The 11,890-nt window shown below is 68.8% G+C and carries 13 protein-coding genes; 5 read left to right on the forward strand and 8 right to left on the reverse strand.

Annotated elements, in window-relative coordinates; translation table 11 throughout:
• From VNE60_11240 to VNE60_11270, 7 genes are all read right to left on the reverse strand, one after another.
• On the reverse strand, positions 1–1,573 hold a 1,573-nt coding region (locus tag VNE60_11240; GenBank protein HVB32091.1), incomplete at its 3' end, for a hypothetical protein.
• Between the two features lie 165 nt (positions 1,574–1,738).
• Complete coding sequence (gene atpH, locus VNE60_11245; protein HVB32092.1) at positions 1,739–2,275, reverse strand: ATP synthase F1 subunit delta; 537 nt, start codon at positions 2,273–2,275, stop codon at positions 1,739–1,741.
• Complete coding sequence (atpF, locus tag VNE60_11250) at positions 2,275–2,829, reverse strand: F0F1 ATP synthase subunit B (protein ID HVB32093.1); 555 nt, start codon at positions 2,827–2,829, stop codon at positions 2,275–2,277. The genes atpH and atpF overlap by 1 nt, the downstream gene beginning before the upstream one ends.
• Positions 2,830–2,918: 89 nt before the next feature.
• Positions 2,919–3,203, reverse strand: coding sequence for an ATP synthase F0 subunit C (gene atpE / locus VNE60_11255; protein HVB32094.1), 285 nt, complete (start codon positions 3,201–3,203; stop codon positions 2,919–2,921).
• 258 nt (positions 3,204–3,461) lie between these two features.
• Positions 3,462–4,433 (reverse strand): F0F1 ATP synthase subunit A, encoded by a 972-nt coding sequence (gene atpB, locus VNE60_11260; GenBank protein ID HVB32095.1) that lies wholly within the window; start codon positions 4,431–4,433, stop codon positions 3,462–3,464.
• Positions 4,430–4,777, reverse strand: coding sequence for a hypothetical protein (locus tag VNE60_11265; GenBank protein HVB32096.1), 348 nt, complete (start codon positions 4,775–4,777; stop codon positions 4,430–4,432). The genes atpB and VNE60_11265 overlap by 4 nt, the downstream gene beginning before the upstream one ends.
• Complete coding sequence (locus VNE60_11270) at positions 4,774–5,052, reverse strand: AtpZ/AtpI family protein (GenBank protein ID HVB32097.1); 279 nt, start codon at positions 5,050–5,052, stop codon at positions 4,774–4,776. Before VNE60_11270 ends, VNE60_11265 begins: the two co-directional genes overlap by 4 nt.
• A gap of 462 nt (positions 5,053–5,514) precedes the next feature.
• Between VNE60_11270 and VNE60_11275 the strand changes: the two genes are divergently transcribed.
• The 4 genes from VNE60_11275 (at position 5,515) to VNE60_11290 (ending at position 9,889) form a co-directional block, all read left to right on the forward strand.
• The gene (locus VNE60_11275) at positions 5,515–5,979 is read left to right on the forward strand and encodes a BsuPI-related putative proteinase inhibitor (protein ID HVB32098.1); all 465 of its coding nucleotides are present in this window, start codon (positions 5,515–5,517) and stop codon (positions 5,977–5,979) included.
• An 80-nt stretch (positions 5,980–6,059) separates the two neighbouring features.
• Complete coding sequence (locus VNE60_11280) at positions 6,060–7,604, forward strand: glycosyltransferase family 39 protein (protein HVB32099.1); 1,545 nt, start codon at positions 6,060–6,062, stop codon at positions 7,602–7,604.
• Positions 7,605–7,784: 180 nt separating this feature from the next.
• Complete coding sequence (locus VNE60_11285) at positions 7,785–8,699, forward strand: hypothetical protein (GenBank protein ID HVB32100.1); 915 nt, start codon at positions 7,785–7,787, stop codon at positions 8,697–8,699.
• 203 nt (positions 8,700–8,902) lie between these two features.
• Complete coding sequence (locus VNE60_11290; GenBank protein HVB32101.1) at positions 8,903–9,889, forward strand: MoxR family ATPase; 987 nt, start codon at positions 8,903–8,905, stop codon at positions 9,887–9,889.
• Between the two features lie 24 nt (positions 9,890–9,913).
• On the opposite strand, the gene VNE60_11295 is transcribed toward VNE60_11290, so the two are convergent.
• Complete coding sequence (locus VNE60_11295) at positions 9,914–10,168, reverse strand: CPXCG motif-containing cysteine-rich protein (protein HVB32102.1); 255 nt, start codon at positions 10,166–10,168, stop codon at positions 9,914–9,916.
• Between the two features lie 299 nt (positions 10,169–10,467).
• On the opposite strand from VNE60_11295, the gene VNE60_11300 reads away from it, so the two are divergent.
• On the forward strand, positions 10,468–11,890 hold a 1,423-nt coding region (locus tag VNE60_11300), incomplete at its 3' end, for an AAA family ATPase (GenBank protein ID HVB32103.1).

Raw genomic sequence — 11,890 nt, forward strand, 5'->3', positions numbered from 1 at the left:
CCATCGCCACGTCGCCGCCCAGCGTGCCGCGCTGCGTGAGCAGGGCGCCGGGATTGTTGTAGAACGCGGTGTCGCTGGGGCCGCCGCGGCCGCCCCCACCCCCGCCGAATCCGCGCCCGCGCCCGAGCGCCGCGAAGGTGGGCGTGTAATCGCGCTGGCGGATGATCAGGTGCTTGTGCTCGGGCTCGGCCAGGGTCACCGCGAAGATCTCGCCCTGGCCGTTGGCCGTCTGCGCGATGAACAGCGTCTTCGCGTCGTTGCTGAATACCAGTTGGCTGATCGCGCCGTCGTTGGTGTAGAGCACCCTGATGTCGGCGGGCGCGAACGGCGGCGCCCACTCCACCACGCGCTCGGGACGGCTCGCGGCCGCGCCCCCCGCGGCGCCCCCGCGCCCGCCACGCGCGCCGCCGCGCCCGTTGCCGCTCGCCGAGTCGCGCCCGCCGGGCACCGGCTCCACGTAGTACATGCCCGCGCCCTGCGGCATCCAGGCCAGGAACTTCTTGCCCGGCGGTCCGGCGGCTCCGCCCCGCCCGCCGAAGCCCGCGCCCCCCTGCGTCGTGTCGGGCCCCTCGCGCAGCGGACGGTCCCACAGCTCGGCCACCGTCTTGCCCGTGGCGTCCCACAGCTGCTCCCTGGTGCCGAAGCTGGAATACTGCACCACGTACGAGAACGGCTCCTGCATCGTCGTCACGCGAAAGTATCGGCCGTCCGGCGACGCGTCCACGCTCTCGAACATCGCCGGCGCGCCGATCTTCTGCACCGTGTGCGTCTTCACGTCCAGCTCCGCCAGCTGCCCGGTCACGTAGTACGTCATCAGGGCCATGTCGAACGGCTCGTCGAGCAGGCTGGCAAAGTTGCGCTGCGGCGACTTCACGCCGTCCAGCCATTCGCGCACCAGCGGGCCCGTGGCGATCGCCGGCTTCCTGGGCTCGGGACCGCGCGCGTCGGGCACCAGCACCGCGATCACGCGCTTGCCGTCGGCCGTCCAATCCACCGTCGTCACCAACGTCGCCAGCAGCGGCGCCCGGGCCGCCTGCGCCGACTTGCCCGTGGCCACGTCGGCCACGTAGGCGTACGACGCGTTGTCGAAGTTGGCGATGAACGCCACCTGCTTGCCGTCGGGCGACCACGCCGGACTGCTCACCGTGGCGCCGGCCGGCACCTGCACCGCCGTCGACTTGCCGGTGGCGGCGTCGATGATCGTGAGGCCGGCGGACGCGCGCGTGGTGAGCGCCCGCGCGCGATTGGCCCTGGGGTCCACTTGCAGCCCGGCAAAGTAGTAGTGGAACTTGCCGAACTCGTTCACGCTCGGCAGCCCGTCGCCGTCCTGCCGCAGAAAGTGCGTGCGGTCGGGGCTCAGCGCCGTGAGCGACACGTTCCGGTAGCGCGGCGCCATCACCAGCTTCTCGATCGCCGGCGGCGGCGTGACGTAGGTCTGCTTGGCCAGCAGCCCACGGTCGGCGGCGATCTGCTCGGCCACGTTGGACCGCTGCGCCGGGAGCGCGGTGGCGGCGAACACGACGACGAGCAGCGCGCGCCACGCGAGGCGAACGGAAGTATGCAACCGCGTCATGGCAACCTCAGGGGGAGGGAAGGGCGACGGGGCCGGGACTGAGCTCGGGCTCCGAGAACATACGCGGCACGCAGGCCGGGTGCTGAGGCGGGCGCCCACGCAAAAGGGGCGGTCGTTGGGCCGCCCCCTCGCATGCTGCCACCCCGCCCCCGCCCCCGTCCCCGCCTACCGCCCCATGAGGCTCGCTTTCAACAGCCCCAGCCGCTTGCGCGTGGATCCGTCCATCACCGCGTCGCCCACGCGCACGATCACCCCGCCCAGGATCGCGGAGTTCACCGTGAAATGCGGCACCACCTGCTTGCCGAACGCCGCCGACAGCTGCTTCGCGATCGCGTCCCGCTCGGGGTCGCTCGTCTCGCGCGCCACCGTCACCGCCGCGTGCACCCGCCCCTCCACGCCGTCCACCAGATCCGTGTACGCCACCGCGATCGCGGGAATCAGCATCTGCCGGCGATTGCGCACCAGCGCCTGCAGGAACCGCAGGAAATTCCGCGGCGCGTTCTTGAACGCCGCCGCCAGCACGGCGTTCTTCTGCCCCGTCGCCACCCGCGGCGACTCCATGAACAGCCGCAGCGTCTCGTTGGCGCCCATCGCGTCGGCCACGCCGCCGATCAGCGCGCCCCACCCGTGCAGGTCATCCGCCCGCCGCGCCAGCTCGAGCAGCGTCCCGGCGTAGTTCTCCGCGATCGTGACGTCGCGCATCAGTGGGTCGCCTTGGCCGGCTTGAGCGTGGACAGGAACCGCTCCACCAGCTTGCGGTTCTTCTCGCTGTCCAGATTCTCCTCGATCACCCGCGACGCGCCCGCGATCGCCATCTCGATCGCCTCGCGCCGCAACTCGGCCACCGCGCGCTCCTTCTCGCGCTGGATCTCCTGCACCCCGCGCTCCACCGTGTCCTGCTGCTCGGCGCGCGCCTTCTCCATCAGGTCGTGGCGCATCTTCTCCGCCGTCGCCCGACCGTCGGCGATCAGCTTCTGCACCTCGCCGCGCGCCGCGTCCAGCTGCGCCCGGTGCTCGGCCAGCAGCGCCGCCGCCTCGTCGCGGTCGCGCTTGGCGCTCGCCAGCGCGTCCTCCAGCGCCTTCTCGCGCGCCTCGACGGCCGCCGTGATCGGCTTGAACGCGAACTTGGTGAGCAGGTAGAACAGGACCAGGAAGATGAGCAGCGTCCAGAACATCAGGTTGGTCTGGAGACTCATCAGCGTGCCGCCCGGCGCCGCCGGCTCCTGCGCCAGAAGCGGCGCGGCCAGCAACAGCATCGGAACGGAAAGACGGAACGAGCGCATGTGGGATTTTTGCGAGAATGAAGAGTGGTGGCGCCGCCCCGGGGCGGACGCCACCGCCCGGATCAGAACGTGAACTTGAGTTCGATCAGCAGCGCCACGACGACGGCGAACAGCGCCACGCCTTCGACGAGCGCCGAGAGAATCAACGAGCTGGTCATGATGTTGCCCTGCAGCTCCGGCTGGCGCGCCATGCCATCCATGGCCGAGCCGCCGATCCGGCCGATGCCGATGCCGGCACCGATCGTCGCCAGGCCCGCGCCGATCCCGGCGCCCATCATCGCCCAGGCGCCCGAGTACGACTTGCCGAACGTCTCCGTCGCGGCCTGCAGCAGCGGAAGAATTTGCATTGTCAATCTCCGTTATCCTGCGTAGTCAGTTCCATCGCTCCGCACCGACGGCTCTCGCCAAGGGCGCTGCCCGTCCACGGGACCCGGGTCCCAACGAGCATCCCCGGTCGCTCGACCGGGTACCGGGCGCGCCCCTGGAGCCCTGTCGGCGCGCCGCTTTCCTGCTGTAGGACGGTAGGACAGTAGGACGGTCGTTGGTAAACGGCGTCCGCAGTCATCCGTCCTACTGTCCTACCGTCCTACCGTCCTACCGTCCTATTAGTGATGGGCGGCTCTGATCTGCCCGATGAACACCGCCGCCAACAGCGCAAAGATGAACGCCTGAATAAACGACACCAGCACTTCCAGGATCATGATCCCGATCGCCATCGCGATCGGCGCCGGCGCGATGAACCAGCTCCCGAACGTGAACACCAGCCCGATCATCGCCAGCACGATCACGTGCCCCGCGATCATGTTGGCGAACAGACGGATCGTGAGCGCGAACGGCTTGGTGAACTTGCCGATGATCTCCACCGGCGTCATCACCAGCGTCAGCGGCAGCTTCATGGCCACCGGCATGTCGCTCGGCCAGTAGACGATGGTCTTCATGTAGCCCAGGCCCTGCGCCTTCATGCCCGCCGTCTCCGTGGCCACGAACGCGCACAGCGCCAGCGTCGCCGTCACGCTCACGTTGCCCGTGGGCGTGGACCCGTAGGGGATGAGCCCCATCAGGTTCATGAACAGGATGAAGAAGAACAGCGTCAGCACGAACGGCACGTAGGCGTCGCCGTGCGGGCCCAGCGAGGGCAAAAAGATCTCGTTGCGCAGATAGAGCACCACCGACTCGAGGCCCGCCGCCATCCCCGTCGGATGGCCGTGCGCCTCCGACGCCCGCACGTGCGCGCGCGCCGTGCCCACCATCACCAGCAGGCAGAGCGCCGCCGCCAGCAGCATGAACACCACGTGCTTGGTGGGCCCCATGTCGATCGTCGTGCTGCCGATGCGCACCGGCCACGACGGCAGCTTCACCTCGCACGACCAGTCGCGATTGAAGCAGGGCAGTTCCATGGTCCGCGCATCGGTGATGTGCGGCATGATCAGGTCGGCCGGGCCCAGCGGCTTGCGCAGCCCCGGCTCCTGCTCCGGCGCGCGCACCCCCTGCGCCGCCGGCGCCACGGGCGCGTTCTGCGCCATCGCCGGCATCGCCGCGGCCATCAACAGCATCACGAAAAACGTGCGAAGTCTCATTTGAGCAGCAACAGAGGTTCGATCACCGTGGGGAGAAACAGGAACGTCGCGCATCCGATCAGCGCCGGCACCAGCGGCACCGCCAACACCTTCACCACCAGCACCGCATAGATCACCAGCGTGCCCAGCCGCAGCAGGCTGCCCAGCCCCCACGCCAGCCAGATGTTGCGCCCCCTGAGCCCCCGCGCGAGCGCGAACGCCACCAGGTGCGCCGCGAACGCCACCAGCGCCGAGAGCTCCAGCGCCGCATGATCGCCCGCCCCGCCGAACAGCAGCATCAGCGCCGCCATCGACGCGCCGATCATCGCCGCCGCGGCCAGCGCGAACAGCCCGAACACCTTCACCGCGCGTCCCGCTCGTTCCGCCGCTGCTCCGCCATGACCTGCCGATACATGGAGTAGAACCCGCCCGTCGCCCCGGCGAACGTGCCCACGATCACCAGCCAGGGCGACGTGTGCAGATGCGCGTCCAGCCAGATGCCGCCGAATACGAACACCACGATCGTCAGCCCGAACTGCAGCCCGATGCCGGCAAACTGCGCGCCCGACGGAATCGTCCGCTTGCTGGGCGAGAATCGGCCCTCGTCCCGCCCTGGGTTTGGCTCGCGATCACGGTCCATTTCCGCCCGGAAACTAGGACTTTGTGAAATTTTTCGCAAGCGAACCGGACGCATGGTTTTCACTCTCACTCGCCCGCTCCGCGCGCCCATGCGGGCACCCAGAAGGCAACCCCTGAACAAGAGGCTCCGCATGACGCCCCGAATGCGCCGGATCCAACGCCGTGGCACCCTCGGCCGGCCGGCCCATCCCACCCCGATAACACAAATCTGATGTCTTCCCCTGCCCCCGTTCCACCCACCCGCGCCGCCGGCTTCGCGACTCCACAGTTCCCCACATCCGCCCCCCTCCGCCCCACCCCACCCCCTTGACCACCCAAGTCGCGGCCCCGCCGTCAGATCGCCCGTTACGCTTCACGTTGACTATTCGTCGTACGATTGATAAGTTCGCCTGTGGTCGGATTTGTGATTGGGACGCACCTCACAAATCTGTGCCGCGACGCCCGCCTGCCCGTCTCGCCTGACATGAATTCGCGCCTCGTCATCTCGTTGCTGTGTGCCGGAGCCATCGGCGTCGCCTGTACCGCGCGCGCCCACTCCGCCGTCGCCGTCAAACCGGCGCCACAGGCGCAACCCGTCAGCGGCCACCCCAACGTCAAAGCCTACCTCGACGTCCAGCACCGCGACCACGCCGTCCGCTTCGCCCTCCACGTCGTCAACACCGGCGACAAGAGCGTCGAGGTCAAGTTCCCCAGCGGCCAGTCCTACGACTTCGTCGTCGTCGACTCGCTCGGCCGCCAGGTGTGGCAGTGGGCCAAGGCCCGCATGTTCACCCAGTCCACGCAGATCAAATACGTGAGCGGCGGCCAGGGCTTCGAAGTGGCCGAGAACTGGAAGAACCCCCCGGCCCCCGGCAACTACACCGCCATCGCCACCCTCACCAGCTCCAACTTCCCGGTGAGTGAGCGCGTGGCCTTCACGGTCCGGTAGCCCCCGCCATACCGCCGGCCACCAGCACCACCGGCGCGGCACCCCAGCCTCTGCCCAGGGCCCCGCTCGGCCTCGGGCTCGTGGCCGCGTTCGCCGCCGCAAAGTTCGCCGTCCACATGCTCGTGCTCGCCGTCTCCCCATACGGCCTGCACCGCGACGAGTTCCTGTACTTTGCCATGGGCCGTCACCTGCGCTTCTGGCGCATGGACTTCCCGCCCCTCATCGCCCTGCTCGCCAACGCGCAGACGGCCCTGTTGGGCCACACGCTCGCCGCCGCCCGCGTCTTTCCCGCCCTCGAGGGCACGGCCCTCGTCGTCCTCGCCGCCGTCATCGCCCGCGAACTCGGCGGCGCTCGCTTTGCCCAGGGCCTGGCCGCCCTCGCCACGCTCTGCGCTCCCATCTTCCTCCGCCCCGGCAACCTCTTCCAGCCGGTGGTGCTCGACCAGCTCTGGTGGACGCTCGCCCTCTACGCCCTCCTGCGCGTGGCGCGCGCCGCCGCCGAGCCCCTCGGCCCACAACGCGCCCGCGCCGCGCGCCACTGGTGGCTGGCCTTCGGCGCCGCCATGGGGCTGGGCCTGCTCACCAAGTTCAGCATCCTCTTCCTGGGCGTCTCGGTGCTCGGCGCCCTGCTCGTCACGCCGCTCCGCCAGTCGCTGCGCACGCCATGGCCCTGGCTGGCCGCTGCGCTCGCCTTTGCCATCGGCAGCCCCAGCATCACGGGCCAGATCGCGCTGCACTTTCCCGTGGTGGGGCAGATGCGAGACCTCCAGGCCTCGCAGCTCACCCACGTGAACTGGCTGTCATATGTAGTGGCCATGCCCTTCATGCTCGGCGCCGCCACGTTCATGCTCGCGGTGGCGGGCGCGGTGGCCATGGTGGCGTGGCGGCCGCTGGCCGCGTACCGCGCCGCCGGTTGGGCGTGCGTGCTCGCGTTCTTCTTGCTCATGCTGCTGCACGGCAAGCCGTACTACGTGGGCCCCATCTACCCCACGCTCATCGCCGCCGGCGCGGTGTGGCTGGAACGCATGGGCCGCGCCCCCGCGCCCCGCGTGCGCGCGCCGCTGCGCGTTGCGGTGGCCGCCGTCATCGCGCTCGAAGGCCTGATCGTCGTTCCCATTGCCCTCCCGCTGCTCTCGCGCGAGCGCACGGCGCAGTACATCGTGCGCGCGGGCGCCACGTGGGCTCTGGGCACCAACCGCGGCGGCAGCGACCTGTTGCCGCAGGACTTTGCCGACCAGATCGGCTGGGAGCATCAGGCGCAAACGCTGGCCCGCGTGTACCGCGCGCTGCCGCCCGCCGAGCAGGCGCAGGCGGTGATCGGCGCCGACAACTACGGAGAGGCCGGCGCCGCCGAGTTCTACGCCGGCAAATACGGACTGCCGCCGGCCGTATGCGGATGCGGATCGTTCTGGTTCTTCGGGCCGGGCACGCGCCCGGGCACGGTGGTCATCGCCATCCGCGTTGACTCGGCAAAGCTGGCGTCCATGTACGGCAGCGTGCGGCTGGCGGCGCGCATCTTGAGTCCCTGGTCGGTGCAGGAGGAGCGCGACGTGCGCGTGTGGTTGGCGCGCAATCCAAGAACCACGCTGCAATCCGTGTGGCCGCGCTTTGCCAACAGCAACTGAGCGCGCCGCGCGCGCCGGCTGTTCACCGGCGCGCGCGATTGTGACGCCGCTCACGCGTCGCCGCACTTAACACGCGTCAGCGCGCGTTCGTTTTTCGCCGCCATTCTTAGCGTGAAATCGTGGCACCCGGCGCGTCTTCGAGAGTAGTACGCGCAGAGTTCTGAACCAGGAGGTGCCCCCATGAGGACTCATTCTTCCCGGGGCGTGTGGGTTGCCGTCGCCATCGTATCGAGTGCCGCCGCAGGCTGCTCGTCCGACCGCACGCCCACCGCTCCAACCTTTTCATCCAACGTCGCGGCGTCCGTCGTGGCGGCCCAATTCAACACCATGGGCGACTCGGTGGTCGCCACGCACGGCGACAGTGACGACGCCAATCGCTTTTACGGCGCGGCCGCGGTGCTCCAGCGCGCGCCGGTGTTCGACACCATCACCATCCTCGTGGACAACGTGCCGCAGACCTTCAACGCCGTGGCGCTGGCCGTGGACGACACGCTCGGCCCCGCGGCCTGCCCCATGCCGCCCATGGACAACTCGCACGACGCCGAGTACGAGTGTCCGTTCGGGTTCCCGCGCGTGACGCACACGCTGTTCGCGTGGCAGCCCGGCCAGCCGGCGCACATCATCCAGCTGGTGGCCATGTCCGACTCTGGCGCCATCGGCCTGCCGCGGTTCACGCGCGGCGACAGCGCGTCGGCCGACTCGGCGTCCCACGACTCGGCGTCGGTGGACTCGGCGGCCAGGATGCTGCTGCCCATTCCCGCGCGGCTCAAGTATTTCAACGGAGCCGGCGGCACCTGGTGGGGCACCAGCGGCACGCAGCAGAACAGCGTGACGCCGGGCACCGCGCCCTGCCCCACTCCCAAAGACAGCACCGGCGCCGACAGTTCGGGGCGCGGTGAGCATCACGGCTTCCACGTGCCGCCCGCGGCGTGCGTGATGGCCGACTTCACCTTCCAGTTCACCGGCACCGTGGGCGTGCCGGGAGTGGCGTGGCAGGCCAACAACGCCACGGGCACGCACACCGTGTCGCTGGCGCTGGCGCACGTGCCGGGCGCGTACGTGGCGCTGGGCCGGATGGTGCGGGGCGATCATTAGGCCTGCGTAGGCAGCAGGCAGTGAGCAACAGGCAGTGAACGGCGGGCGGTGGGCACTCCGGTACGGACTGCCCGCCGCCCGCTGCTTGCTGGGCATTGGCGGTCTGTCGGCTGCCCCGTGCGTGGCGTTAGCTTTGCGGGCACGCGCGGTAATTGTCACCCTCTGCCCGGTGTTCCGTGGCCACAACCCCCGCCCCTCGCCCATTGCGCGACGACGATCGCGATCTCGAGCTGCTGGCGCAGTTGGCCGGGGCGCACCGCGATCTCAAGGCGCAGATTGGCCGGCGCATTGTAGGTCAGCACGATATCGTGGACGATCTGGTCACCGCGCTGCTGGCCGGCGGGCATGCGCTGCTGGTGGGCGTGCCCGGATTGGCCAAGACGCTGCTGGTGCAGACCGTGGCGCAGGCGTTGGATCTCAGCTTTTCGCGGGTGCAGTTCACCCCCGATCTCATGCCCAGCGACATCACCGGCACCGAGCTGTTGGAAGAGGACCGGGTGGCGGGGCGGCGGTTCTTCAAGTTCGTGAACGGGCCCATCTTTGCGCACATCGTGCTGGCCGACGAGATCAACCGGGCGCCGCCCAAGACGCAGGCGGCGCTGTTGCAGGCCATGCAGGAGCACGCCGTGACCGCGGCCGGCCAGACGCACGCGCTGCCGCGTCCCTTTTTTGTGCTGGCCACGCAGAACCCCATCGAGCAGGAGGGCACGTATCCCCTGCCCGAGGCGCAGTTGGACCGGTTCATGTTCCAGCTGCGGGTGGGGTATCCCACGCGGGCGGAGGAGGAGCGGATCGTGGCCGCCACCACCAGCGACGACGCCGTGCAGATCACGCCGCTGTTGAACGCGCAGCAGTTGCTGGACCTGCAGCATCTGGTGCGGCGGCTGCCGGCGCCGCCCACCGTGGTGAGCTACGCCGTGAAGTTGGCGCGCAGCACGCGGCCCGAGAGCGACGACGCCACGCCGCTGGTAAAGAAGTACGTGAGTTGGGGGGCGGGTCCGCGGGCCAGCCAGTATCTGGTGTTGGGGGCCAAGGCGCGGGCGGCCATGGATGGCCGGCCCATGCCCGACCTGGAAGACGTGAACGCCATAGCCATGCGCGTGCTGGAGCATCGCGTGGTGTTGAACTTCCAGGCCGAGGCCGAGGGAATCACGGCGGATCGGGTGATCCAGGTGGAGCAGCGGCCGTAGGCGGCCGCCGGCCGATGGGGCCGGCTACTCGTCCAGCGCTTGTACCGTGACCTCGGCGTGGCCGTCTTCGGTGTAGGCCACGTTCACGCGCCAGGGTTGGCAGCACACCTCGCAATCTTCCACGTATTCCTGCTCGGGGCCGCCGCCCGGATCGAGCGTGATCTCCACTTCCTCGGCGCAGTAGGGGCAGAGCACCGTGGCCTCGGTGTCGGCCGCGCCGTCACCCAGGGGGAACTCGTCGTCGAGCGGATCGGTGTCGTCGCCATCGGGATTTCGCATGGCGTAAGGTAGTTGGGCAACCGGTCCAGTGTGGTAGGCGCCTGCATTGCGGCCAGGGGAGCCCACCCCGAGCGGAGACTCACGCCGTACGGACGGGATCGCCGCAAGCGGACCGGAGCGCACACCCTACCCACGCGGTGAATTGACACTCTCAGGGCGCGAACGGTGCTGGTCCGGATGTTTTCTCGGCACAGGCTGGCGTTCGACTACTGGAAGTCACATACTGGACTCTGCGGTGACGACGCCGTCCCCCCGGTGGCCCAGCGTGCCGAGACACGCCGCACGACCCGCACGTCGCCATGATCTTCCTCCATACACTCGGCGTAGCCGTGATTCACGTGGGGGTCCGCCACGTGCTTCCCAGCGCATCGCGCGGGTTTGGTTCGCTTCTGTACCTGGCGTTGGAACCAGGACGCGCCATACCTCGGGACGAGTTGCAGTCACTCTTGTTCCCAAAGCATGGCCGCGACGCTGGCGCGCACAGCCTACGGCAACTGATCTATCGGATGCGGCATCTTGGGGCTCCCATCGTGGCTCACGCGGATTCGGTGTCGATACCGCCGGAATTGGTGCGCACTGATTTTGCGCAGGTTCACGAAGCGGGAAGCCGTTCGCCGCAATTTCTGGAAGCCGCCGGCAGAGGATTCCTGCCCGGTTACTCGCCCAGTTTCTCCCAGCCGTATTCCGATTGGCTGGACGCGCAGCGCGTACGCATCATGCATGACGTTCGGCGAGGACTGTTAGACCAATTGGGCCAGTTCCGCGTTCTGGGGCGGTGGCGTGATCTCGAACCCATTGCGCGAGCGTGCCTGGCAATTGATCCCCTCAACGACGAAGCCACGCTCGCGCTTGCCGAATCTCTCGCCCTCGGCGGACAGAAGGCGGGCGCCGTCCAGCTACTCGACTCCTACCTTGAGGAAATCGGCCACTACCCGACGCAGTTGCGGACGTCGGCGCATGCGCTTCGCACGCGAATCCACGAACACGTTCCGGAACCGTCATTCCGCCGTATCGGTCCCGGACCGTTCGTCGGGCGTGACGAGGAAATGGCTGAGCTGTGGCGACACTACCATCGCGCCAAGCACAGCGAAGCGAGTGTGGTGCTCATCTACGGCGAACCTGGCATTGGCAAGACGCGTCTCGCCACCGAGTTCCTGAAGGCCGCTGCGCTGGACGGAGCCACATGCGTGAAGGTGGAGTGCGCTCCGCATGACGTCCGGCGGCCGCTCGGCGTATTCGTGGATCTGGTGCCGAAACTCCTCGACGCGCCGGGTGGGCTGGGGGTAGCACCGGAGGCGATGGCTTTCCTTCAGCGCCTGACCCACAGTCCCGTCGACGCACCAGCGCCTCTGGCACAGGCAGAGCCAACATTTCTAAGCGCGTTTGCCGCTCGGGCGATCACGGAGGCCGTCGATGCCGTCTCCGCGGAACAAACGCTTGTGCTGGCCATCGACGACGGGCACCACATTGATAGTGCGTCTGCCACCATCATTGGAGCCCTCGCATCCCACCACGTCGCGCGGGCCGTTCTCATATTGGTGACGACGCGCCATCGCGTCGGCCACCTACTAGATTCGTGCGACACGTTGCATTCGCTCCGCGTCCGCCGCCTCTTGCCAGAGAATGCGCTCGCCCTTCTTGAGCGGCTCTCCTCGCACCCGTCGGAGCGCTTTGACCCAGCGCAGCTTGCACAAGCCTTAGCATTCGCCAATGGCAACCCCC

This window comes from Gemmatimonadaceae bacterium (assembly GCA_035533755.1).
Classification (GTDB): Bacteria; Gemmatimonadota; Gemmatimonadetes; order Gemmatimonadales; family Gemmatimonadaceae; genus JAGWRI01.

What these genes read in the sequence shown, in the direction of transcription:
- atpH (HVB32092.1), bottom strand. Translation starts at nt 2,275, where the DNA reads ATGCGCGACGTCACGATCGCGGAGAACTACGCCGGGACGCTGCTCGAG.
- atpF (HVB32093.1), bottom strand. Translation starts at nt 2,829, where the DNA reads ATGCTGTTGCTGGCCGCGCCGCTTCTGGCGCAGGAGCCGGCGGCGCCG.
- atpE (HVB32094.1), bottom strand. Translation starts at nt 3,203, where the DNA reads ATGCAAATTCTTCCGCTGCTGCAGGCCGCGACGGAGACGTTCGGCAAG.
- atpB (HVB32095.1), bottom strand. Translation starts at nt 4,433, where the DNA reads ATGAGACTTCGCACGTTTTTCGTGATGCTGTTGATGGCCGCGGCGATG.
- VNE60_11270 (HVB32097.1), bottom strand. Translation starts at nt 5,052, where the DNA reads ATGGACCGTGATCGCGAGCCAAACCCAGGGCGGGACGAGGGCCGATTC.
- VNE60_11275 (HVB32098.1), top strand. Translation starts at nt 5,515, where the DNA reads ATGAATTCGCGCCTCGTCATCTCGTTGCTGTGTGCCGGAGCCATCGGC.
- VNE60_11285 (HVB32100.1), top strand. Translation starts at nt 7,785, where the DNA reads ATGAGGACTCATTCTTCCCGGGGCGTGTGGGTTGCCGTCGCCATCGTA.
- VNE60_11295 (HVB32102.1), bottom strand. Translation starts at nt 10,168, where the DNA reads ATGCGAAATCCCGATGGCGACGACACCGATCCGCTCGACGACGAGTTC.